The 21,607-nt window shown below is 62.2% G+C and carries 21 protein-coding genes, 1 tRNA gene and 1 riboswitch; of the genes, 13 read left to right on the forward strand and 9 right to left on the reverse strand.

What is annotated here, in order from left to right; translation table 11 throughout:
• Positions 1 to 28: 28 nt before the first annotated feature.
• The 4 genes from ABDX79_RS05150 to ABDX79_RS05165 all read right to left on the reverse strand — a co-directional run bounded on the left by ABDX79_RS05150 (position 29) and on the right by ABDX79_RS05165 (position 2,643).
• The gene (locus ABDX79_RS05150) at positions 29 to 1,027 is read right to left on the reverse strand and encodes a glycine--tRNA ligase subunit alpha (protein WP_346219183.1); all 999 of its coding nucleotides are present in this window, start codon (positions 1,025 to 1,027) and stop codon (positions 29 to 31) included.
• 146 nt (positions 1,028 to 1,173) lie between these two features.
• Positions 1,174 to 1,350 carry a YqaE/Pmp3 family membrane protein gene (locus ABDX79_RS05155; RefSeq protein ID WP_346219184.1) on the reverse strand — a complete coding sequence of 59 codons (177 nt, stop codon included), beginning with the start codon at positions 1,348 to 1,350 and terminating at the stop codon, positions 1,174 to 1,176.
• A gap of 103 nt (positions 1,351 to 1,453) precedes the next feature.
• Entirely contained in the window at positions 1,454 to 1,648 is a 195-nt protein-coding gene (locus tag ABDX79_RS05160) for a hypothetical protein (RefSeq protein WP_346219185.1), read from the reverse strand.
• Positions 1,649 to 1,764: 116 nt separating this feature from the next.
• Entirely contained in the window at positions 1,765 to 2,643 is an 879-nt protein-coding gene (locus ABDX79_RS05165; RefSeq protein ID WP_346219186.1) for a S49 family peptidase, read from the reverse strand.
• Positions 2,644 to 3,158: 515 nt separating this feature from the next.
• Between ABDX79_RS05165 and ABDX79_RS05170 the strand changes: the two genes are divergently transcribed.
• The 3 genes from ABDX79_RS05170 to ABDX79_RS05180 all read left to right on the forward strand — a co-directional run bounded on the left by ABDX79_RS05170 (position 3,159) and on the right by ABDX79_RS05180 (position 5,883).
• Positions 3,159 to 3,596: a universal stress protein gene (locus tag ABDX79_RS05170; RefSeq protein ID WP_346219187.1), complete on the forward strand. Its 438-nt coding sequence runs from the start codon at positions 3,159 to 3,161 to the stop codon at positions 3,594 to 3,596.
• A gap of 13 nt (positions 3,597 to 3,609) precedes the next feature.
• Positions 3,610 to 5,202: an alanine/glycine:cation symporter family protein gene (locus tag ABDX79_RS05175; protein ID WP_346219188.1), complete on the forward strand. Its 1,593-nt coding sequence runs from the start codon at positions 3,610 to 3,612 to the stop codon at positions 5,200 to 5,202.
• A 174-nt stretch (positions 5,203 to 5,376) separates the two neighbouring features.
• Positions 5,377 to 5,883 (forward strand): hypothetical protein, encoded by a 507-nt coding sequence (locus tag ABDX79_RS05180; RefSeq protein WP_346219189.1) that lies wholly within the window; start codon positions 5,377 to 5,379, stop codon positions 5,881 to 5,883.
• 307 nt (positions 5,884 to 6,190) lie between these two features.
• On the opposite strand, the gene ABDX79_RS05185 is transcribed toward ABDX79_RS05180, so the two are convergent.
• The 4 genes from ABDX79_RS05185 to ABDX79_RS05200 all read right to left on the reverse strand — a co-directional run bounded on the left by ABDX79_RS05185 (position 6,191) and on the right by ABDX79_RS05200 (position 8,369).
• Positions 6,191 to 6,439 carry a hypothetical protein gene (locus ABDX79_RS05185; protein WP_346219190.1) on the reverse strand — a complete coding sequence of 83 codons (249 nt, stop codon included), beginning with the start codon at positions 6,437 to 6,439 and terminating at the stop codon, positions 6,191 to 6,193.
• A 542-nt stretch (positions 6,440 to 6,981) separates the two neighbouring features.
• Positions 6,982 to 7,179, reverse strand: coding sequence for a hypothetical protein (locus tag ABDX79_RS05190; protein WP_346219191.1), 198 nt, complete (start codon positions 7,177 to 7,179; stop codon positions 6,982 to 6,984).
• 176 nt (positions 7,180 to 7,355) lie between these two features.
• Positions 7,356 to 7,432 (reverse strand) — tRNA-Arg (locus ABDX79_RS05195).
• A 295-nt stretch (positions 7,433 to 7,727) separates the two neighbouring features.
• Positions 7,728 to 8,369, reverse strand: a complete 642-nt coding sequence (locus ABDX79_RS05200; RefSeq protein WP_346219192.1) for a thiamine diphosphokinase — start codon at positions 8,367 to 8,369, stop codon at positions 7,728 to 7,730.
• A 136-nt stretch (positions 8,370 to 8,505) separates the two neighbouring features.
• Positions 8,506 to 8,614: riboswitch (TPP riboswitch) on the forward strand.
• 58 nt (positions 8,615 to 8,672) lie between these two features.
• On the opposite strand from ABDX79_RS05200, the gene thiB reads away from it, so the two are divergent.
• The 4 genes from thiB to ABDX79_RS05220 all read left to right on the forward strand — a co-directional run bounded on the left by thiB (position 8,673) and on the right by ABDX79_RS05220 (position 13,876).
• Complete coding sequence (gene thiB, locus ABDX79_RS05205; RefSeq protein WP_346219193.1) at positions 8,673 to 9,701, forward strand: thiamine ABC transporter substrate binding subunit; 1,029 nt, start codon at positions 8,673 to 8,675, stop codon at positions 9,699 to 9,701.
• Positions 9,702 to 9,711: 10 nt separating this feature from the next.
• A complete protein-coding gene (gene thiP / locus ABDX79_RS05210; RefSeq protein ID WP_463671113.1) occupies positions 9,712 to 11,349 on the forward strand; it encodes a thiamine/thiamine pyrophosphate ABC transporter permease in 1,638 nt (545 codons plus the stop codon).
• On the forward strand, positions 11,346 to 12,101 hold the full coding sequence (locus ABDX79_RS05215; RefSeq protein WP_346219194.1) for a thiamine ABC transporter ATP-binding protein: 756 nt from the start codon (positions 11,346 to 11,348) through the stop codon (positions 12,099 to 12,101). The genes thiP and ABDX79_RS05215 overlap by 4 nt, the downstream gene beginning before the upstream one ends.
• A gap of 311 nt (positions 12,102 to 12,412) precedes the next feature.
• Positions 12,413 to 13,876 (forward strand): M48 family metalloprotease, encoded by a 1,464-nt coding sequence (locus ABDX79_RS05220; protein ID WP_346219195.1) that lies wholly within the window; start codon positions 12,413 to 12,415, stop codon positions 13,874 to 13,876.
• A gap of 151 nt (positions 13,877 to 14,027) precedes the next feature.
• Here the strand turns inward: ABDX79_RS05220 and ruvB are convergent, their stop codons facing one another.
• Positions 14,028 to 15,074, reverse strand: a complete 1,047-nt coding sequence (gene ruvB, locus ABDX79_RS05225) for a Holliday junction branch migration DNA helicase RuvB (RefSeq protein ID WP_346219196.1) — start codon at positions 15,072 to 15,074, stop codon at positions 14,028 to 14,030.
• A 169-nt stretch (positions 15,075 to 15,243) separates the two neighbouring features.
• Here ruvB and ABDX79_RS05230 point away from each other — a divergent pair, with 169 nt between their 5' ends.
• The 6 genes from ABDX79_RS05230 (at position 15,244) to lhpI (ending at position 21,459) form a co-directional block, all read left to right on the forward strand.
• A complete protein-coding gene (locus tag ABDX79_RS05230) occupies positions 15,244 to 15,453 on the forward strand; it encodes a hypothetical protein (RefSeq protein WP_346219197.1) in 210 nt (69 codons plus the stop codon).
• A 238-nt stretch (positions 15,454 to 15,691) separates the two neighbouring features.
• Complete coding sequence (locus ABDX79_RS05235; protein ID WP_346219198.1) at positions 15,692 to 16,393, forward strand: GntR family transcriptional regulator; 702 nt, start codon at positions 15,692 to 15,694, stop codon at positions 16,391 to 16,393.
• Between the two features lie 112 nt (positions 16,394 to 16,505).
• Positions 16,506 to 17,471 carry a dihydrodipicolinate synthase family protein gene (locus tag ABDX79_RS05240; RefSeq protein WP_346219199.1) on the forward strand — a complete coding sequence of 322 codons (966 nt, stop codon included), beginning with the start codon at positions 16,506 to 16,508 and terminating at the stop codon, positions 17,469 to 17,471.
• A 41-nt stretch (positions 17,472 to 17,512) separates the two neighbouring features.
• The gene (locus ABDX79_RS05245) at positions 17,513 to 18,769 is read left to right on the forward strand and encodes an NAD(P)/FAD-dependent oxidoreductase (RefSeq protein ID WP_346219200.1); all 1,257 of its coding nucleotides are present in this window, start codon (positions 17,513 to 17,515) and stop codon (positions 18,767 to 18,769) included.
• Between the two features lie 3 nt (positions 18,770 to 18,772).
• Positions 18,773 to 19,774: a 4-hydroxyproline epimerase gene (locus ABDX79_RS05250; protein WP_346219201.1), complete on the forward strand. Its 1,002-nt coding sequence runs from the start codon at positions 18,773 to 18,775 to the stop codon at positions 19,772 to 19,774.
• The gene (gene lhpI / locus ABDX79_RS05255) at positions 19,771 to 21,459 is read left to right on the forward strand and encodes a cis-3-hydroxy-L-proline dehydratase (protein WP_346219202.1); all 1,689 of its coding nucleotides are present in this window, start codon (positions 19,771 to 19,773) and stop codon (positions 21,457 to 21,459) included. Before ABDX79_RS05250 ends, lhpI begins: the two co-directional genes overlap by 4 nt.
• Positions 21,460 to 21,607 lie beyond the last annotated feature (148 nt).

Below are 21,607 nucleotides of genomic sequence, written 5' to 3' on the forward strand. Positions count from 1 at the left end.
CCTTCGGTTCGGCCTCCTTAAAACAGGATCAGGCCGCCGCGTCCCCGGCTTTCAGGTTCGCCCCACCCGCGTCCGTCATGAGGAACGCCTCGCCGCACTGACGCGCAAGGTTGCGCACGCGCAAGATATAGCTCTGGCGCTCGGTGACGGAGATCACGCCGCGCGCATCGAGCAGGTTGAAGGCGTGGGAGGCCTTGATGCATTGATCATAGGCCGGGAGCACGCATTTGTGCAGCGAAGCCGTCCCGCCCAAAGCCCCCATTTCGGAAACATTGTCGTTGCCCGCCTCTGTCGGCGCGCCGGCCTTCAGGATCGCGGCGCACTGGCGCTCGGCCTCGTCGAAATGCCGGTGAAGGATCTCGGTATCGGCCATCTCGAAATTATAGCGTGAATATTCCTGCTCGGCCTGCAGGAACACATCGCCATAGGTGACCTTTTCCGCGCCCTCACGGCCGTTGAAATTGAGATCGTAGACATTGTCGACGTTCTGCACATACATCGCGAGGCGTTCGAGACCGTAGGTCAGTTCGCCGGCGACCGGCGCGCATTCGATACCGCAGACCTGCTGGAAATAGGTGAACTGGGACACCTCCATGCCATCGCACCAGCATTCCCAGCCAAGCCCCCAGGCGCCCAGCGTCGGGCTTTCCCAGTCGTCCTCCACGAAGCGGATATCGTGGAGTAGCGGATCGATGCCGATCGCCTTCAGGGAGCCAAGATAAAGCTCCTGAAGGTTCGAAGGGTTCGGCTTCAGGATCACCTGATACTGGTAGTAATGCTGGAGACGGTTCGGATTCTCGCCATAGCGCCCGTCTTTCGGGCGGCGGGACGGCTGGACATAGGCCGCGTTCCAGGGCTTGAGCCCGAGCGCCCGAAGGGTGGTTGCCGGATGAAAGGTGCCAGCCCCCACTTCCATGTCATAAGGCTGGAGCACGACGCAGCCGTAATCGGCCCAATAGCGGTGCAGCGTCAGGATCAGCGCCTGAAAGGAGCGGCGCGGGTCCATGTGGGGGGCCAGATCGGACATAAAGAGCAGGCTTTCTTCGGGCTTCACAAGCGACGGTCACGACGCCGCGTTCATCACGCGAGTTGCCACGGGGGAGCGCGCATGGTCAAGCTGGCCCCGCCCGCGCAAGCCGGCTTCATCGGCCTCGCAACGCGAAGTTTGACCGTTCAGCCCGGATGCTTGGGCTCTCGCGTCAAAGTCAGATAAAGCGAGTGCACACTTCCCGGCAAATAGCCGAACATCGTCAAAACCACGTTGAGCCAGAAATGGCCGGAAAAGCCGACAGCCCGCCATGCACCGAAAGGCGGGATCAGGAAGCCGATGACAAGTGTGACGAGACGCAAGATCTTAATCCAATCGAGATTGTTGATATTGTGATCAACGGATCTCGACGGATGCGGTTGCTGCTTCAAAAAGTTAGGCGCCGATGGAGCTTGCCGTTGAGCGTCAGTCTTTCTTCACCCGGTAGACCCCGTCCGCCCCGCGCACCAGCGTTCCCTGTGCGCCGGTGCGGGTTTCGGCTTCGGCACGCCGATTGCGCTCGGAGAGTTGCTCCGCATCGCGCTTCATCTGCTTGTAGCCGTAAAGCGCAGCAGCCCCGACAAGGCTGAGGAGAAGAAACTGGGGCATCAGATCGATCACGTGACGGGTTCCGAATATCGGATAGTATGCGCGCCTGCCGAACCGCCGACAAGCGCTCTTTCATCTATATGGGTGCGCCGAACGCCGCATCCGATCACTGAAACCTGAAATTTTCGTCAGAGTCCGTAACGGCCCCAGAGTGCGCGCTCTTCCGCCAGCGCATGGATGTGGTCGATCGCGCCAGCGCCGATGGCCTGTCCAATCGTTGGTGATCCCATCGAAATCCCGACACCGGGCTTGGCTCGCCCGAACAGACCGGTCTTCGGCGTGTAAAGCTTGGGCTCGGCATTCTTGCCATAGAGCTCGCGGATCACACCATGCAGATCGCCAAGCCGGTCGATCAGCCCGAGGTCGAGCGCACGGCTCCCCGACCAGAACAGGCCGGTGAAAAGATCGTCGTGTTCGACAAGCTTCTCCTTGCGGGCGTTCTTCACGAGATCGATGAAGGTGCCGTGCACGTCGAGCTGCAGCGCTTTCAGCCGCTCCACGTCTTCCGGCTTTTCCGGCTGGAACGGATCGAGCGTCACCTTGTTCTTGCCGGCCGTGTGAACCCGGCGCTCGATGCCGAGCTTGGAGATCGCCTCGACGAAGCCGAACGAGCCGGACACCACGCCGATGGAGCCGACGATGGAGGACGGATCGGCGGTGATGTCGTCGCCGGCACAGGCGATCATGTAGCCGCCCGAGGCCGCGACGTCCTCGACGAAGACCAGAACTTTCTTCTTCTTCTCGTCCGCAAGGTCCCGGATACGCTGATAGATCAGGCGCGACTGGACCGGCGAGCCGCCCGGCGAATTGACGATCACGGCCACGGCCGGCGCACCCTTTTGCCCGAACGCCTTCTCCAGCATCGGCGCGACACCCGCGAGCGACAGGGACTGCCGGCCGATCCCGCCGCCCGAAGCCATGATGGCACCCGAAAGGCGCACGGTCGGGATCTCGATCTTCTCCTTGCGGAAACGTTTCGGGACGAATTTCTTCAACAGGTTGGCCACGGTCGTTCACTTTGCTTGAGGTTTGTGCGCTGCAGCGCATGTATGCCCCGCCAAGCCATTCGCAAAGGGCGACGGACAGCGCGCGCCATCGATTCGCGTTCATCACCGCTTTAACCCTGGGCATCGCTGATGCAGCGTCGGGTTTCATCAGCGCGATGAATGAATTCATCAAAAAAATTGGTCATTATGACTGAAAATGTCGTTAGCTGGCTTGACCCGCTTGGATTTTGAGCATCCAATCCGTGTGACGAAAATATGACCGAAAAGAGATACCCACTCTTTTCCAGGTCGATCCAGCGGATGGGCACCGCAACAGGAATAATGACGCAAAATAAAGGCCGCAGGAGATCATCGGACCTTCGCAAGAGAAATACGACAACTTTCAGAAACGCAGGAGAAACGCTTCCAATACTCGGGCAAGTGAAACCTGACGCTCATTCACACGGACAATCCGGCACCTTCATCATGACCGCCGGAGAGCAGACGTGTAGTTTTACCTTTCGAAAGGAGCTCTCTTGACGACGACACTGGTAATCGGAATCGACGGCAGCGCCGCAAGCAAGAGAGCCTTGGCCCACGGCCAGCGGCTCTCCAAGCTCATCGGGGACTGCACACTCTTGCTGGTCTACGTGATCGAATGGTCGCCCTACACGTTCCAGAGCGCCGAAGAGAACGAGCAGCGCCACAGACGGCGCGAGGAAGAGATCGACGTCGCGAAATCACGGGTGCTCGACCCGATGATGAAACAGGTCGTCGCCGACGGGTTCAAGGCCGAATGCAGGGTGCGGCACGGTGATGCCGCCGAGATCCTCAACTCCATCGCGGTCGAAAACCACGCCGAGCAGATCATCGTCGCACGCGGCTCCGAAGGCGGGTTCGCCTCGCGCTTCTTCGGCACCGTCTCCGTCAAGCTCGCGACCTCAGCCAGCGTGCCCGTGACTATCGTCTCTTAAGGAATTGTCCACCATGACACGACGGCTCGTGACACCTCTCACCGTGCTCTTTCTACTCGCATCCAGCGCTGCCGCCCTTGCCCAGGAGGCGGCTGAAGGCGGCGGCATCGATGCCGTGGTCAACAACGTCTTCAGCGTTGCGACCGGCTGGTTCGTCAGCTTCATCTTCTCGGACCTGCCCGGAACGGGCTTTCCCTGGATCGTGCTCTGGCTGGTCGTCGGTGCGACGATCTTTACGGTCTATTTCGGCTTCATTCAGTTCCGCGCGTTCAAGCACGCGATCCTTCTGGTGAAGGGAGACTATTCCGATCCGAACGATTCCGGTGAGGTGAGCCATTTCCAGGCCCTCGCCACCGCGCTCTCGGGCACGGTTGGCCTCGGCAATATCGCCGGTGTCGCCGTTGCCATCGGCATCGGCGGTCCGGGCGCGACCTTCTGGATGATCCTTGCCGGCCTGATGGGCATGGCGTCGAAATTCACCGAGTGCACACTTGGCGTCAAATACCGCAACGAGTACGCCGACGGCTCCGTTTCAGGCGGCCCCATGTACTACATGGAAAAGGGCTTTAAGGAACGCGGGATCCCCGGCGGCAAGTTCATGGCCGTCCTGTTCGCCATCTTCTGCATCCTCGGCTCGTTCGGCGGCGGCAACATGTTCCAGGCCAACCAAGCCCACGCCCAGCTGGCCAATATCTTCGGCGATTATCCCGGCTGGATCACCGGCGTCATCTTCGCCATGATCGTCTTCGCGGTCATCGTCGGCGGCATCAAGTCGATTGCCCGTGTCACGGAAAAGGTCGTGCCGTTCATGGGCGTTCTCTACGTGGTCTCGGCACTGGTCATCATCATCGCCAATTTCGATCAGATCGGCATTGCTTTCGTCCGCATCTTCGAGGGCGCCTTCACGGGACTTGGCGTTGCCGGCGGGTTCGTCGGCGCTCTCATCCAGGGCTTCCGCCGCGCGGCCTTCTCGAACGAAGCGGGCGTCGGCTCTGCTGCGATCGCCCACTCGGCCGTGAAGACGAAGGAGCCGATCACCGAGGGCTGCGTCTCGCTGCTCGAACCGTTCATCGATACGGTCGTCATCTGCACGATGACCGCCCTCGTGATCATCATTTCCGACCAGCTGATCACCGATCCAAACGGGATGTTCCTCCTGAACGAGGACGGGACGACCATCCGGACGGTCGGCGACGTCTCGGGCGTTGCGCTTACCTCGGCGGCCTTCGCGACGGCGTTCTCCTGGTTCCCCGTCGTGCTCGCGGTGGCGGTCATCCTCTTCGCCTTCTCGACCATGCTGTCCTGGTCCTATTACGGCCTCAAGGCCTGGACCTACCTCTTCGGCGAGGGCAAGGCGAAGGAGATTACGTTCAAGGTGATCTTCTGCCTCTTCGTCATCATCGGTGCGGCGGCAAGCCTCGGGCCCGTGATCGATTTCTCCGACGCGGCGATCTTCGCCATGGCAGTCGTCAACATCGCCGCGCTCTACGTGCTGATGCCCATCGTCAAGAGGGAACTCAATTCCTACTGGTCGCGGCTTAAGTCGGGCGAGATCAAGAAATTCCCGAGCACCAATCCTTTCGGGACGCAGCCGACCGGGGACTAAAATTCCAAAGGCGCGGCGGGCACTCTCGCCGCGCTGGTTTCGCATGAAAAAGAATGATTATCGGGATGGCCGGGCAGGATGGCGTTTCACGACTTCAAACTGCCCGACCACCCCGATGTTTTGACAGGCAGCCCGCGCTGCCCATGCCGCGAGACGAACGGCTAAGAACCGAACATGCTCGCCGAGGCTTCAGGATGGCCAGAGGGCGACGTTTCGGCCGTCAGCGTCGGGAAGGTTTTCGGCAAGACCGAACGGCTCGACAATGCCGCCCTCGCCGCGCTGCGCGATCATGCCGGACAGTGGCAGGGCAAGAGCTTTCAGGTCTGGCGCGAAACCGGCGAGGCGTTCGACGCATACCAGACCGGCGACAACCAACCCAGGCATCGGCAGATCGTGAATTTCAGGGTGCGGCCGGCGTTTGATTCGCTATCGGTCTACACGACGCTGGCGCGATATTGCGCTTGCGTCCTCCTCCTGCACGGCTTCAGCTATTCGGAAGTCGCGGCGCTGCTGAAGCGCTACAACCTCGCCACGGTGAACCGTGCGAAGGTGGCCGGCATCATAAACCGTCTTGGCATCCGGTGCGGCAAGCGGGAGGAACGCCAGATGCAGCTTAATATTCTGGCAGTCGACCGGCGCGACGGGGGCATCCTCGCCGCGCACGTGTTCGCGGCAGTTTAATCAGCCCGCTTCAGGCCATGCTCAAAGAGCTTGGCAAGGACGTCCAAATCCGCTTCTCATGAGCCGTTGCACTGCACGATGGAATCCACCGGTGGACGGCATCCTGATCATGGCGAAGGGGGATTGTGAGCTGCGGCACGAAGGAAACGCGCTGGCGGCGCTCGTCGAGGCCAAAAAGCGCAAGCTGGACGAAGTTCGATAGCTTTCGCATCTGTCCATCGTTGACAGTTAGGTCATGGCGGCGCTCCGACCTTGCCGGGTCGGGGCGCTTTCCGCTGAATTGATCTTACTCATCTGGGGAAATTCCTCAGATGTCTTTCATGACGTGCGCGCGTCGGGGGCGATCCGCCGCCTCCTCCCTCATTTGAGCCACCAGACGGCCCATGGATGTAATTTCGAGCATACCGCCACAATCTGCCCAAGCCGCAAGCCTCTTTCCTACCAAGAGGGTTGATGTTGGGTTCAGCCAAGAAACTTGACCGCCATTCTCGTTCAAATTCCGTAAAAGCGAGTCTTCTGATTCTGACATAGCGAAACTTGGATTAGTCGTTTTCATAATAATTTCTCCGGCTTGAATTGAATTATTTAGAATGAACGCGATCTACATATGAAATGATTGTCGTATCTGGAATTTTCAATACCGAAATGTCTGGGTGATCAAGTTAATTACCGAATGTTTTCTCAATGAAAAATGAAAGAATTTCATGCTAAAAGAAAAAAGCCAAGTTTATCAAGATAGAGCCGATCAGGCAAACGAAGAGCTTAAACCGCCTCTCCTCATGTCCGTAAAAAAGAAACTTTTACGGTCAAGAGATGCGTGGCAAACTTTAGCCAATCAAGAACTAGAGCTTGAAGCCGAACGAGATGAGACCACGAAGCTCAAGAGATATAGGCGGCTGGTTCGCCAGCATCATTCCGAGATAACCGTTTTCTCGTGTTTGCCGCCCCGAGCCAAGTCAGCGAACGAATGCGACCACTCTTGAGGCCGGAAATAACGCTTCTTGTCATAGCGTTTTTCGGAATCGCGATAGCGTTCTTAAGCTTCCTTGTGCTCTTTGCTCCGTTCGCCAGTTAGGCTTTCACTGTCGCAAGTTTCGCTTATTGCGGCGGGTGCTTCGCAATGATCCTGGCACCATGGCGAAAGACAAGTCGGGAATCCGGCTCGTCGGCGATGACCGCGACCCACATGCGGCGCGCCCATCGCAATTCCCTGATCTCCGCTATCAGCCTATCCTTTAGATCGCCGGGCTCCACCTCCCGCTTAATCCGAAACATATGCTGGATCTTCTCGACCATATTGTTCCCTTTCTGTTCCCAGGAAAAGGAGAGCGGATACCATGATCCGGAAAGAGGCTCACGCGCTTGTGAGAATTCGGGGCTGTGCCGTAGCCTAAAGGGAAGCTTTCGTTACCCGCCTCGTTACCCTAATAGCCTGTGAGCCGGAGATGCGCATCGCTAAGCAATTGATTTATTGGTGATCCCGACAGGATTCGAACCTGTGACCCTCAGATTAGGAATCTGATGCTCTATCCTGCTGAGCTACGGGACCACGCCGGGGAGCTTATAGAATAAAGCGCGGCGGTGCGAAACCTGTTCCGTGAAGCTTTTCGCAAGAGGTATCCCGACTGATACCGTATCCGGCGAATGAGGCCGGGGGACGGTATCGGAGCCCGAAGCGGCGCTGACACGATTTCAAACCGTTATCGGGAAGCGATCAAGCTTACTTCGTATGATTTGCGCGGCGCCAGTCTGGTGAATGCCCTCCTGAAACGAGACCTGCAGCTGACTGTGCGGCCGAACCGATGGCTGGGTTCAAGCTTTGTGCCAAAGCCGCGTATCGAGCCTCAATGGGCCGAAGGATCGGCCTGGGCCAATAAAAGGGCTCGCCCCGTTCCGATGACGACCGAAATGGGCCCTGTCGCCTCGTTGGACTGGGTGAGGATCGAGGTGAACGGCACGCTGACATCGTTAAGCGGATAGACGGCACCGGTTATCGTCAGGCCGGAGATGTCGGAGAATTTCAGGATCGAAAACTGGGTTCCGGGCGGGAGATCAACATCCCGACGCTTGCCCGGAGTGAGGGGCCAGCCGCGTTCGCGGCCGTCGTCGAGCTCGATCGCGATCCCCTCACCGACATAACGCATGGCAAGGACGAGATTGGAAAACGCGTGGTCGCTGCGCGTCCCGCCGAGCGCACCGGCAATGACGAGGCGGGTTGCGCCGCGCTCGATCGCGGCTTCGATCGCCAGCTCGCCGTCCGTCTTGTCCTTGCCGGTCGGAAAGGAGCGCGTCTCGATCGCGCTGGTCTCCCGAAGCGAGGTCTCGGCCGAATCGAAGTCGCCAAGCCAGAGTTCCGGCTTGAGCCCCAGCGCGCGGGCATGGGCGATCCCAGCATCGGCGGCGATGATGCGGCAGGCCGAAAGGCGCGCCTTGAGATGATCTGTCGGCGCGATATCGCCGGCGAGGAGAACTGCGAATTCGGTCATCGGCGAGAGAATGGTGCAGACGCAGCTTCGGCCAAGCCATCGGCGTGCAAAAGGGATCGGACGAAAGGAGCCGTCCGCGTTGCGCGCCTGATCAGGAATCGCTTTCTTTCCAGCCGAAACGCTTTAATCTTTCAGCCAAGCTCACACGGGGTGCCGCGTATCCGACGCAGGCTGAGAGGCTGAAAGCCGACCCGTCGAACCTGATCCGGGTCATGCCGGCGGAGGGAATGAGGGCGCCGGCTTCGATCACTCGCGGCCTCGGCTCGCCGGCTTTCCTTCGAAACAACCTGAAGGGAGGCCCTGTTGGCCCAGTCGAAATTCCGTCCGCTCCTCACCGGTGCGATCGCCATGGCCGTTGCGGGCGTACATACCGGTGCCGCCCATGCGCAGGACCGCGAGAAACCGGTCCTGACCGTCTACACCTATGAAAGCTTCGTGCCGGACTGGGGTCCGGGCCCCAAGATCGAAGCGGCCTTCGAGGCGCAATGCGATTGCGACCTCCAGTTCGTGGGCCTTGCCGATGGCGTTGCAATCCTCAACCGGCTGAAGCTCGAAGGCGCATCCTCGCCGGCCGATGCCGTTATCGGCCTGACGACCGATCTCGTGCCCGAGGCAAAGGCGACCGGTCTTTTCGCGCCAAGTGGGGTCGATCTCTCGCCCCTCTCCCTCCCGGTCGAATACGACGACGATACGTTCGTGCCCTTCGACTATTCCTATCTCGCCGTCATGGTGGATACGGAAGCCGCCGAGGATTGGCCGAAGAGCCTCGATGCGCTCGTCACCGGCGATCCCAAGCAGAAGATCGCGATCGAGGATCCCCGCACCTCGACGCCGGGCCTTGGCTTCCTCCTCTGGATGAAGGCGGTTTACGGCGATGATGCGAAAGCGAAGTGGGAGGAGCTCTCGAACCGTATTCTGACGGTGACGCCCGGCTGGTCGGAAGCCTATGGGCTTTTCACTTCCGGCGAGGCGCCCCTCGTCGTCAGCTATTCCACCTCGCCCGCCTATCACATGATCGAGGAGGACACCGAACGGTATCAGGCGGCCGATTTCTCCGAAGGTCTCTACCTGCAGATCGAGGTGGCCGGCATGCTGAAAAGCGCCAAACAGCCGGAGCTTGCACGCGAATTTCTCGATTTCATCCTCACCTCGGATTTCCAGTCGGTGATCCCCACCGGAAACTGGGCCTATCCGGTGATCGAAGGCATCGAGCTGCCGGAGGCCTTCGGCAAGCTGATCCAGGTCGAAAACCCGATCTACATCGATCCTGAAACCGTTGCCGAGAATCGCCAGGCCTGGACGCAGGAATGGCTGGAAGCACTCGGACGCTGATCGCCCAATCTTGCACGTCACAACCATCATGCAGCGGGACAGGGCGATCCGGCTGAGCATAGGGGTGGCTGCCGCGCTGCTCCTTACCGGCTTTCTGGCCGGCGGCTTCCTCCTGCTTGCCGCAGGCACCGATGCCGAGCTTCCGTTTCTCGCGATCCTCACCGATCCCTATCTGCGCGGCGTCACCCTGTTCACGCTGGAACAGGCCGCGTTGTCGACGCTCCTTTCGGTTCTCGGCGCCATTCCCCTGGCAAGCGCCCTCCACCGATCGCGCTTTCCGGGAAGAAGCGTGGTGCTGCGCATCTTCCTTCTGCCCCAAGCGCTTCCCGTTCTGGTCGGCGCGCTGGCGATCATCACCGTCTGGGGACGCAATGGCGTCGTCGCGGATATCGGCGCGTTCCTCGGCCTGCCGCGCTTTTCGATCTACGGCCTTTCGGGCATTCTCGTCGCGCATGTGTTCTTCAACATGCCGCTCGCGGCCCGACTTATGATCGCCGCGCTCGACGACGTTCCGAAGGAAAGCTGGAAGCTTGCCGGCCAATTGTCCTTCTCGCCCATGACGACGTTCCGACTGGTCGAATGGCCGGCGATCCGCACCGTGTTGCCGGCGGCGGCAAGCCTCATCTTCATGCTCTGCGCGACGAGCTTCACCATCGTTCTCATCCTCGGCGGCGGCCCTGGCGCAACGACGCTGGAAGTCGCGATCTACCAGACGCTGCGATACGACTTCGAACCGGGCCGGGCCGTCGCGCTGTCGCTGCTACAGATCGGCCTGACGGCGATCATCCTCACCATCGCGAACCGGCTTGGCGGCTCGGATGCCGGCCAGTTCGGGCTTGGCGGACGGGCAACCCGCTGGGACCGGGCAGGCCCACTTCTCAGGAGTTACGACGCGCTGATCCTTGGTCTCGGGCTCTTCTTCGTGCTCTCGCCCTTTCTCGCCATCGTCCTTGCCGGCATCACGGCCGATCTCGCGCGGCTTCTGACGGAAGCAGCGGTCTTGGACGCGCTTTTCACCAGCCTCTGGGTCGCGTTCACCTCGGGCGTCCTTGCGCTTTTCGTGTCTGTCCTGATCCTCCTTGGCGTCGAAGCCCTTGCGAGCGCCGAGAGGCGGATGATGCTCGCGACACCCCTTCCCCGCCGCGCGCTGGAGATTGCCGCAAGCCTCGTTCTCGTCGTCCCGCCGGTCGTCGTCGGGGCCGGCTGGTTCCTTGGCCTGCGTGAAGTGACGAGCGTCTTTTCGGCGGCGCCCTATATCGTGGTTCTCACGAATATGGCGATGGCGGTGCCCTTCGCGGTCCGCATTCTCGGGCCCGGCTTCGCGGCCGCCCATCGGCGCGATGAAAAGCTCGCCGACAGCCTCGGCATGACCGGGTTTCGCCGCTTTTTCCTTCTCGACTATCCGGCGCTGAAGCGTCCCGCGGGTCTTGCCTTCGCGCTCGCCATCGCGATTTCTCTTGGCGATCTCGGCGCGATCGCCCTGTTCGGCAATCGCGAATTCACGACGCTTCCCTATCTGCTCTATCAGCGCATGGGCAGCTATCGAACCGACGACGCGGCCGGTCTCGCCCTCATATTGGGCGTGGTCTGCCTCGCCCTGATCTGGTTCGCCGAACGCACAAGCGCAGATGAGGCGAAAGCGACATGAGCCACTATCAGCCTGCCCTTCGCCTCGACAGTGCTGTCTTTGCGCGCAACGACTGGTCCGTCACGCTCGATCTGGAACTCGAACCGGGGGAATGGCTGGCGCTGATCGGCCCCAGCGGCGCCGGCAAATCCACCCTGATGGATATGGTCGCCGGGTTCCTGCCGCTCACCAGCGGCTCTCTGTCGATCGCCGGTGAAGACGTGACAGGCCGGGGACCGTCGGAGCGCCCGCTCTCGATCGTCTTTCAGGACAACAATCTCTTCCCGCACCTGACCGTCTTCAAGAATGTCGCTCTCGGTATCGCTCCGAATCGCCGACTGACCCAAGAGGAGCGTACGCATATCGAGGAAGGCCTCGAAACCGTCGGCCTTGAAGGCAAGGGCGGGCGTAAACCACATGAACTGTCCGGCGGGGAGCGCCAGCGCGCGGCGCTTGCCCGAGCTTTCCTGCGCCGCCAGCCGCTGCTTTGTCTCGACGAGCCCTTCGCCTCGCTCGGTCCCGCGCTTCGCCGGGAGATGATGACGACCCTGCGTCAGCTTCGCGGCCAGTTCACCGATACACCGCTGACGATCCTGATGGTGACCCATCACCCCGAAGACGCCAGCAGCTATGCCGATCGTGTCGCTTTTCTCGATGCCGGACGAATCGCCCATATCGGCCCGGTCGAGGCCATGCTGGGTTCCGATGCCCCGGAGGCCGTGCGCCGCTATCTCGGGTCACAAGACCATTCAAGCCGTGTTGACGTGACATGACCTGGCATCGCGCAAGCGCTTGTCTGCGCTGCGAAACGCTTTTCGGGCGAGACAAACGCCCCATTGCAACCTCAATCTCGACCTAGAACGAAGACTGCCGCATCGTGGGGACGATGCCGGTTGAGGAACGTCCTGTTGCGCGTTCACTCTATCGGGGGGCTGACACAAACGCTTAAAGGGCATTGTTGGCTCGAACCGATACGAGCAGCGGCAAACCGCCGCGTTACGGCAAGAGATTGAGGCGAATTTCGAAGCGCATGTTTGCAAAAGCGTCCAACGCTGGTGGCTCGATTCTGCGTCGGCTGGGTCTTATGGCGTCAGCCACGCTTCTGCTCGGGACCGCCTCCTGCACGACCCTTGAAGACGGGCTCGGCCTGACCAGCAGCGATCTCAAGACCGGCTATGCCGCATCGCGCTCGCCGGTCACCTTCGAGACCGCGCAGGCCAAGGACCCCCAGTCCAGCATCGGCCGCTCGCAGCACCCGAAGATCCTCGCGGCCTATGGCGGGGCCTATTCCGATCCGAAGGTGGAGCGGATGCTGGCCGGCGTCGTCGGCAAGCTGCAGGCCACGAGCGATGATGCCGATCGCGCCTACAACATCACCGTTCTCAATTCCCCCAATGTGAATGCCTTCGCGCTGCCGGGCGGCTATGTCTACATCACGCGCGGACTTCTGGCGCTCGCCAATGATTCCGCCGAAGTCGCGGCTGTGATCGGCCATGAGATGGCTCACGTCTCGGCCAATCACGGCATCGAGCGCCAGCAGCGCGAGCGCGAAGCCGAAATCGCAAGCCGCGTCGTCTCGGAAGTTCTCGCGAGCGATCAGGCGGGCCGCATGGCCCTTGCCCGCAACAAGCTCAGCGTTGCGCAGTTCTCCCGCCAGCAGGAGCTTCAGGCCGACGATCTCGGCATCAAGCACGTCGCGCGCGCGGGATACGACCCCTATGCCGCGAGCCGCTTCCTTTCGGCGATGGACGCCTATACGAACTTCCGCAATGCGTTCCAGGTGGAAAATCCGAGCCTCGACTTCCTGGCCTCGCACCCATCCGCACCCCAGCGCATCAGTCTCGCCCGGCGCCATGCGGCCGAGCAAGGCCCGGTCGGCACCGGCACGACAGATCGCGACCGCTACCTCGCCGGCATCGACGGCATTCTGTTCGGCGACTCGGCCTCGGAAGGCTATGTTCGCGGACGCAGCTTCTATCATCCGGGCCTCGGCATCGCCTTCGACGTGCCGCAGGACTTCGTGATCGACAACACGTCAGAGGCGGTGCTCGCCACAGGTCCGGGCGACGTCGCGATCCGGTTCGATGGTGTCGCACTCGCGCCCTCGGCCCGGCTGGAAGATTACATTGCAAGCGGCTGGGTCGGCGGCCTCGACAAGTCGACCATCCGGCAGAGACGGATCGGCGGCCTAGAAGCGGTGTCGGCACGCGCCTCGGGCGGAGATTATGCCTTCGATGTCACCGTGGTTCGGGTCGGAAAGCAGGTCTATCGTTTCCTGACGGCCGTGCCGGCCGACAACGCCTCGCGCGTTGCCTCGATCTCCGATTCCGTTTCCTCGTCCTTCCGGATGCTCTCGACGGCCGAGCGCAATTCGCTGAAGCCGCTGCGCATTCGCGTGGTGACGGCAGCCGGCGGCGATACGGTCGAAAGCCTGTCAAGCCGCATGGTGGGCGTCGACCGTGAGGCGGCGCTGTTCCGCCTGCTCAACGGCCTCGACGCCTCGCAACAGGTTCAGCCAGGCGCGCGTTACAAGATCGTCGCGGAATAAATCCGTATCCGGCTGCGTCAGCCGGAAGACCTGTCATACCGCCGGACGAATGAATTGACCCGCTAGGTCAATCCACGCCCGGCAAACGGCTCAAACGCCGCTCGGGCTGCCAACGACCCATGAAACCGTTGGTTTCAAAGGTCCGCCGGTCTCACTCCGCGTCCGGTTCCTCGAACAGGCTCGACTGGACACCCTGGAAGCCTGCCGGCATGGCAAGCCCCAGATGCCGGAAGGCGGTCTGCGTCATCAGCCGGCCGCGCGGCGTGCGCTGGATAAAGCCCTGCTGGAGAAGATACGGCTCGACGATATCCTCGATGGCATCGCGCGGCTCGGAAAGTGCGGCCGCGATCGTCTCGATCCCCACTGGACCGCCGCCGAAATTCATGGCGATCAGATCGAGATAACGCCGGTCGAGCTGGTCGAGGCCGAGGCTGTCCACTTCCAGCCGCGACAGGGCCTCGTCGGCAACCTGGCGCGTCACCATTTCGGCGCCGGCAAATTCGGCGAAATCGCGCACGCGGCGTAACAGACGCCCGGCGATACGCGGCGTGCCACGGGAGCGGCGGGCGATTTCCTCGGCACCCGCCTTGTCCATCGCGAGGCCCATCAGCCGCGCACCGCGCGTTACGATGTGTTCCAGCTCGGCCACCGTATAGAAATTCAGGCGGACCGGAATGCCGAAACGGTCGCGCAGCGGCGTCGTCAGGAGGCCGATGCGGGTGGTGGCGGCGACCAGCGTGAACTTCGACAGATCGATCTTCACCGAACGCGCGGCCGGCCCCTCGCCGATGATGAGATCGAGCTGGAAATCCTCCATCGCCGGATAGAGGATTTCCTCCACTGCCGGGCTGAGCCGGTGAATCTCGTCGATGAAGAGCACGTCCCGCTCTTCCAGATTGGTGAGCAGAGCGGCGAGATCGCCGGCCTTCGCGATCACCGGTCCGGATGTTGCCCGGAAATTGACGCCAAGCTCCTTCGCCATGATCTGGGCGAGCGTCGTCTTGCCGAGCCCCGGAGGTCCGACGAAGAGGACGTGATCCAGCGCCTCGCCGCGCGCCTTCGCGGCCCCGATGAACACCTTGAGGTTGGCGCGCGCCTGAGCTTGCCCCACGAAATCGTCGAGCGCCTGCGGGCGCAGCGTCGTGTCGATGTCCTCGCCGCGCTTGTCCGGCGCGATCAGACGGGAGGTGTCGCTCATTGGGTCGGCGCTCCAGAAGGCGGCTCAGATGTCATAAGTCGGTCTTTCGCATAGAGACCTTGGCCGAGGGGTTCAACGACAACGTTCGCTTTTCGTTCGAAACTTGGCCCACCCTCGCATCTTTTCGGCGGGCTGAACCGTTTGGAGAGAACAGGAAACGGAGACAGTCATGGGCGATAACGACAACAATGCGAATTACGGCGGCTTCGGCAATGCCATCAAACGCACGGACAAGCGCTACAAGGGCGAGGAACTGGGCGAGGATCTGATCGGCAAGGACATTCCCAAGGACGTGCAGGAATGGGAAGCGATGAGCGAAGACGAGCGCGAGGACGCCATCCGAGCGGGAAAGACGCCGCCCGAAGGCGCCCAGCGCTAACGGTCCGCGATTGTTCTAGCCAGCGGGTTGCCCGCAAACCGCCCATCGAGGGGGCGGCTGCCTGCTGGCGGCAACGCAACGTAGGCGGGCGACGAGGCTCGCATTCGCCAACGGCTTGGTTTTCTCCTGCGTCCGTCGACGCCACCGGAGGAGAGCGAAAGTCTGTCGATCCTTGCTTTCCGGGAAAGATCGAAGGCCTATTACAGAGTGAGACTGGCTTCGCTTGGGAGCCGGCGCAATGCCGACGATCGAGAGGTCCGTCATGGAGCGTAAACGCGTCTCTGGTTCCCAGTATGTCTACGACATTCTCCGCAACGAGATCCTCGAACTGACACTGCCTCCGGGCAGTCCCATCGACGAGGTGCGGCTCGCAAAACGCTTCGAAGTATCCCGAACCCCGGTGCGCGAGGCGCTGGTGAAGCTCGCGTCCGACGGGCTGGTCGAAACCCTGCCGAACCGCGCTTCCCTGGTCTCCGGCATCGACACGCTCAATCTCAGAAGCTTCTACGATGCGCTGGTCCTGATGTACCGGGTGACGACGCGGCTCGCGGCCCAGCACCACAGCCCGGAAGACCTCATCGCCATCCGCGCACACCAAAGCGAGTTCGAACAGGCGGTGGAGCGCGAGGACGCGCTCGCCATGATCGCCACGAACCGGGCCTTCCATATCGCGATCGCCGAGGCCGGTCGTAACGCCTATTTCCTTGGCCTCTTCACCAAGCTCATGGACGACGGCCGGCGCATTCTGCGCGTCTATTACGGCTCCTACGAGGATCGCCTGCCCAAGCGTTTCGTCGATGAACACAAGGCGATGATCGAAGCAATCGAGAGCCGCGACCTCCAGAAGGCGGACGATCTCGCCGCAGTCCATGCCGAACAGATCGTTACGCAGATCCAGAGCCTGATGAGCCGCCGGTCCGACCTCGACATTGCGCTTTGACCCCCTTTCGCCTATCCGCATTTTTGTCGACAAACTTTATACAATGAGCTAAAAGGATTGAGCGGACCTGAGATACGGCCCTTTTCCACCCTCGATTTCGAGAGACAGAGCCATGAAAGCCGACATCTTCTCAGGCACCATTCCGGCCCTGATGACACCCTGCACGCCGGACCGGACACCGGATTTTGACGCACTGGTTCGAAAGGCCGGAGAGCTGATCGACGCAGGCATGTCCGCCGTCGTCTATTGCGGCTCCATGGGCGACTGGCCGCTTCTCACCGACGAGCAACGGATGACCGGCGTCGAGCGCCTCGCGAAAGCAGGCATTCCCGTCATCGTCGGGACCGGCGCGATGAACACCAAGCTCGCTGCTGCCCATGCGGCCCATGCCGAAAAGGTTGGCGCAAAGGGCCTGATGGTCATCCCGCGCGTCCTGTCGCGCGGCAGCGCGCCCGCTGCCCAGAAAGCCCATTTCAAGTCGGTGCTGTCAGCGGCTCCGAACCTTCCGGCCGTCATCTACAATAGCCCCTATTACGGCTTTGCGACCCGCGCCGATCTGTTCTTTGCGCTGAGGGCCGAGCATCCGAACCTCTGCGGCTTCAAGGAATTCGGGGGCTTAGACGACCTGCGCTATGCCGCCGAGACGATCACCAGCCGCGACGACGCCGTGTCGCTGATGATCGGCGTCGATACCGCCGTCGTCCACGGCTATGTCAATTGCGGCGCGACCGGCGCCATCACCGGCATTGGCAATGTGCTTCCCGAGGAAGTTCTCCATCTCTGCGCCCTGAGCCGAGAAGCCGCGAAGGGCAGCGTCGCGGCCCGCCGCGCGGCCGAAGAGCTGGACCGGGCGCTGGCCGTTCTCTCCTCCTTCGACGAAGGCCCGGACCTCGTTCTCTATTTCAAGCATCTACTCGTTTTGAAGGGCGAAGAAGAGTATCGTCTGCATTTCAACGAAGGCGACGTGTTAAGCGAAAGCCAGCGCGGTTTTGCCGAAGCGCAGTTCACCCTCTTCCAGCGCTGGTATGCCGAGTGGAAGCTTTCGAACAGCATCGAGGCGCTGGCACCGGCGGCTTGAGCTGACGGGAACGCCGCAAGAGAAGGCGGATTTCACCGGCCATGGGAAAAGCCGTTCATCAGCGACCGGATGTCACCGTTATCGGAGCCGGCGTCATCGGTCTGTCGGCGGCCCGCGCGGCCCAGGCACGCGGGCTTTCCGTCATGGTGATCGACCGCGAAGGACCGGCGGCAGGGGCTTCGTCCGGCAATGCCGGCGCGTTCGCCTTCACCGACATCCTGCCGCTTGCGTCGCCCGTTATCTTCCGCAAGGCTCCGAAATGGTTTTTCGACCCTCTCGGACCCCTGAGCGTTCCGCCAGGCTACGCGTTCCGCATCGCGCCCTGGATGGTGCGCTTCGCGCTTTCGGCGCGGCCTTCCCGTTATGCTGCGGGCTCGAGGGCGCAGGCCGCGATGATGGCTCTGTCCAAGGCCGAGCTCGAACCGTTCATGCAGGCGAGCGGCACCATCGACATGCTGCGCAAGGACGGTAATCTCGAAGTCTATGAGAGCGAGGCAGAGTTCCGCGCCTCCCTCCCCGGCTGGTCCGCGCGCGAGAGGCACGGCATCGAATTCAGGCATATGAGTCATGAGGAAATGGCCGAGATCCAGCCCGGCCTCTCGCCGAAACTCACCCACGGCACGTTCACGCCCGGCTGGTATTCGGTGTCCGATCCGAAGGATTATGTGCTGGCCCTTGCCAGACGCTTTGAAGAGTGCGGCGGCCGGATCGAGCGCAAGGACGTAGCTGGCCTCAAGCCCTCTGAAGACGGCGTTCGGATCGAAACCGTGTCTGGTGACGTCCTCGAAGCCGGCAAGGTCGTTGTCGCGGCCGGCGCCTACTCCCACCGCATCGCTAAAACCCTCGCCGAGACGATCCCGCTCGAAACCGAACGGGGCTACAACACCAGCCTTCCCGTCGGTGCCTTCGATCTGCGGGTCCAGCTGACCTTCGGCGGGCATGGCTTCGTCATCTCCAATCTGTCGAGTGGCGTGCGGGTTGGCGGCGCCGTCGAGCTTGCTGGCCTCGACCGTCCGCCGAACTTCGCCCGCGCGGATGCCATGCTCAACAAGGCCAGGAGTTTCCTGCCCGGCCTGAAAACGGAGGGCGGCCGCCAGTGGATGGGCTTCCGCCCGTCCCTCCCCGACAGCCTGCCGGCGATCGGCTGTTCGCGGGCATCGCCGCGTATCGTCTACGCCTTCGGCCACGGCCATCTGGGGCTGACCCAGTCGGCCGGCACGGCGCGGCTCGTCGCCGACCTCTTGACCGGCCAGCCTGCGCCGATCAACCTCGCGCCCTTCTCTCCACAGCGGTTCTGAGCCATGGCCAATCACACCTTCTCCTGTCTCGACGGCCATACCTGCGGCAATCCCGTGCGGCTGGTGGTTGGCGGGGGCCCGCAGCTCAAGGGCGCGACCATGCTGGAAAAGCGCGCCCACTTCATTCGCGATTACGACTGGATCCGCACCGGCCTGATGTTCGAGCCGCGCGGCCACGACATGATGTCCGGCGCGATCCTATACCCGCCAACCCGCGAGGACTGCGACGTCGCAGTCCTTTATATCGAGACCTCGGGCTGCCTCGCCATGTGCGGCCATGGCACCATCGGCACGGTGACGATGGCGATCGAAAACGGTCTCGTCACACCGCGCGAGCCCGGCAGGCTCTCGCTCGAAACGCCGGCCGGACGCGTCGACATCGCCTATCGGCAGGAGGGCCGTTTCGTCGAGGAGGTGCGGCTCACCAATGTGCCGGGATTTCTCCATTCCGAAGGGCTCACCGTCGAGGTCGAGGGCATCGGCGAGCTCGTCGTCGATGTCGCCTATGGCGGTAATTTCTACGCCATCGTCGAGCCGCAAAAGGCGTTTTGCGACATGAGCGACTTTTCGGCCGGCGAACTCGTTGCCCTGTCGCCGCGCCTGCGGGCCGCGCTGAACGACCGATACGAGTTCGTCCACCCGCTGCATCCAGAGATATCCGGCCTTTCCCATATCCTGTGGACGGGCACGCCGAGACACCCCGAAGCCCATGGGCGCAACGCCGTCTTCTACGGTGCCAAGGCGATCGACCGCTCGCCCTGCGGCACGGGTACCTCGGCGCGCATGGCACAGCTTGCCGCGAAAGGCAGGCTGACCGTCGGCGACGATTTCGTGCATGAATCGATCATCGGCTCCCTCTTCAGGGGCCGCGTGGAAGCGGCGACGACAGTGGGGAATTTCTCCGCGATTGTGCCCTCCATCGCCGGCTGGGCGCGGCAGACCGGGATCAACACGATCTTCATCGACGATCGCGACCCCTTCGCCGCCGGGTTCAGCGTGCTGTGACCGGGACCGCCGGCCGCAGCGTTCTCGATGGGCACGGAGAAGGCGAAGTTCTTGCGCTCGACGAGCCCTTGAGCTTCTGGGGCGGCGTCGATCCTGCAAGCGGGCGGATTATCGACGCGCACCATCCGCAGCACGGCGAAATCGTGAGCGGGAAGATCCTCGTCATGCCGACCAGCCGGGGCTCTTGTTCGGGTTCGGGCGTCTTTCTCGACCTTGCCTTGGCCGGCCGGGCTCCTTCGGCGCTCGTCTTTGGAGGGCCGGAGGACGTTCTCACCCTGGGAGCGCTGGTCGCGGCCGGGATGTTCAAGGCGAGCGTGCCGGTCATCCGGCTGGATGCGCAAGCCTACGGGGCAATTTCTGCCGCGAAAAACGCCCGCATCACCCCGAACGCGGTCGCCTTCGATGGCGCGTCCCATCAACTCCGACCCGCGAGCGACGAAACTCTCACTCTCACCGCGAGGGACCGCTCGATGCTCGCAGGCAGTGAGGGCGAGGCCGCGCGGATCGCCATGGGCATCGTCTGCGCCATGGCGGAAAGTCAGGGCGCGACATCCCTTCTCGACGTGACCCGCGCCCATATCGACGGCTGCATCTATGCAAGCCCGGCCAATCTCGTCTTCGCGGAACGAATGGCCGGGCTCGGCGCGAAGGTCTCGGTCCCAACGACGATGAATGCGATCTCCATCGAACATGGCCGGTGGCAGGCGCAGGGCATTACACCAAGCTTCGGTGCGCCTGCCCAGCGCCTCGCCGACTGCTATCTCGACATGGGATGCCGGCCGAGCTTCACCTGCTCGCCCTATCTGCTCGACGGGCCCCCAAGCCTTAACGAGCCCATCGCCTGGTCGGAATCGAACGCCGTCATCTATGCCAACAGTGTGCTCGGCGCACGCACGCAGAAGCACCCCGATTTTCTCGATCTTTGCATCGCGGTCACCGGCCGCGCGCCCCTTTCCGGGGTCTATCTCGACGATCATCGCCGTGCCCGAACCGTGATCGACGTCGAGATTCCGGATGGCGCGGACGATCTTGTCTGGCCGCTCATCGGATATTGCGCCGGGCTCAAATCGCCCGATCGCATTCCCCTGCTGCGAGGATTGAAGTCGGCTGAACCGGGCCCTGACGCCCTGAAAGCGCTGTGCGCGGCCTTCGGAACCACATCCGCGGCGCCCATGCTGCACATCGCCGACGTGACGCCCGAGGCGGAAGATTGCGCATCCGCTGACATGGATCATCGTCACATCGGCCGAGCCGACTTCACCGGGACCTTCGAAAAACTCAATCAGGGTGCGCAGGCGATCGATCTGGTCGCCATCGGCAGCCCACACGCCTCGGCAGACGAATGCCGCCGGCTGGCGGAGGGTCTCGAAGGCCGCCGCATCGCCCACGGTGTGGCGCTGATCATCACCCTTGGCAGAGCCGTCAAGGCACAGCTGGAGCGCGAGGGCACGCTTTCCCGCCTCGTTCAGTCCGGCGTGACGATCCACTCCGATCTCTGCTGGTGCTCGATCGTCCGCCCGCTGTTTCCGGTGGATGCGAAGACCGTGGTCACCAATTCCGGGAAATACGCCCATTACGGCCCCGGCCTCTCCGGCTGCGCGGTCCGGCTTGCAAGCCTTGCCGGCTGCATCGAGGCAGCGACGACGGGCCGGCTTTCATCCTTGCCGCCGGACTGGCTCTCCTGAGGGGGCTTTTAATGCAGCGGGATGACCGACTGCACGAATGTTGAACGGCCGGCGAGCGAAACAGCGCTGGCGGGCACCGCAACCAGCGTCTCTCCCAACCGTTGCGCTTATCGAGTGGTGGTCATTGCAAGGCGCGCAAACCTCGCCA

Source organism: Fulvimarina fulva (assembly GCF_039652615.1).
GTDB lineage: Bacteria > Pseudomonadota > Alphaproteobacteria > Rhizobiales > Rhizobiaceae > Fulvimarina.

Bases quoted from the DNA above. Each gene is read 5' to 3' on its own strand.
- ABDX79_RS05150 (WP_346219183.1), bottom strand. From the start codon at position 1,027: ATGTCCGATCTGGCCCCCCACATGGACCCGCGCCGCTCCTTTCAGGCG.
- ABDX79_RS05175 (WP_346219188.1), top strand. From the start codon at position 3,610: ATGACACGACGGCTCGTGACACCTCTCACCGTGCTCTTTCTACTCGCA.
- ABDX79_RS05180 (WP_346219189.1), top strand. From the start codon at position 5,377: ATGCTCGCCGAGGCTTCAGGATGGCCAGAGGGCGACGTTTCGGCCGTC.
- ABDX79_RS05185 (WP_346219190.1), bottom strand. From the start codon at position 6,439: ATGAAAACGACTAATCCAAGTTTCGCTATGTCAGAATCAGAAGACTCG.
- ABDX79_RS05190 (WP_346219191.1), bottom strand. From the start codon at position 7,179: ATGGTCGAGAAGATCCAGCATATGTTTCGGATTAAGCGGGAGGTGGAG.
- ABDX79_RS05200 (WP_346219192.1), bottom strand. From the start codon at position 8,369: ATGACCGAATTCGCAGTTCTCCTCGCCGGCGATATCGCGCCGACAGAT.
- ABDX79_RS05215 (WP_346219194.1), top strand. From the start codon at position 11,346: ATGAGCCACTATCAGCCTGCCCTTCGCCTCGACAGTGCTGTCTTTGCG.
- ABDX79_RS05220 (WP_346219195.1), top strand. From the start codon at position 12,413: ATGGCGTCAGCCACGCTTCTGCTCGGGACCGCCTCCTGCACGACCCTT.
- ruvB (WP_346219196.1), bottom strand. From the start codon at position 15,074: ATGAGCGACACCTCCCGTCTGATCGCGCCGGACAAGCGCGGCGAGGAC.
- ABDX79_RS05230 (WP_346219197.1), top strand. From the start codon at position 15,244: ATGGGCGATAACGACAACAATGCGAATTACGGCGGCTTCGGCAATGCC.
- ABDX79_RS05235 (WP_346219198.1), top strand. From the start codon at position 15,692: ATGCCGACGATCGAGAGGTCCGTCATGGAGCGTAAACGCGTCTCTGGT.
- ABDX79_RS05240 (WP_346219199.1), top strand. From the start codon at position 16,506: ATGAAAGCCGACATCTTCTCAGGCACCATTCCGGCCCTGATGACACCC.
- ABDX79_RS05245 (WP_346219200.1), top strand. From the start codon at position 17,513: ATGGGAAAAGCCGTTCATCAGCGACCGGATGTCACCGTTATCGGAGCC.
- ABDX79_RS05250 (WP_346219201.1), top strand. From the start codon at position 18,773: ATGGCCAATCACACCTTCTCCTGTCTCGACGGCCATACCTGCGGCAAT.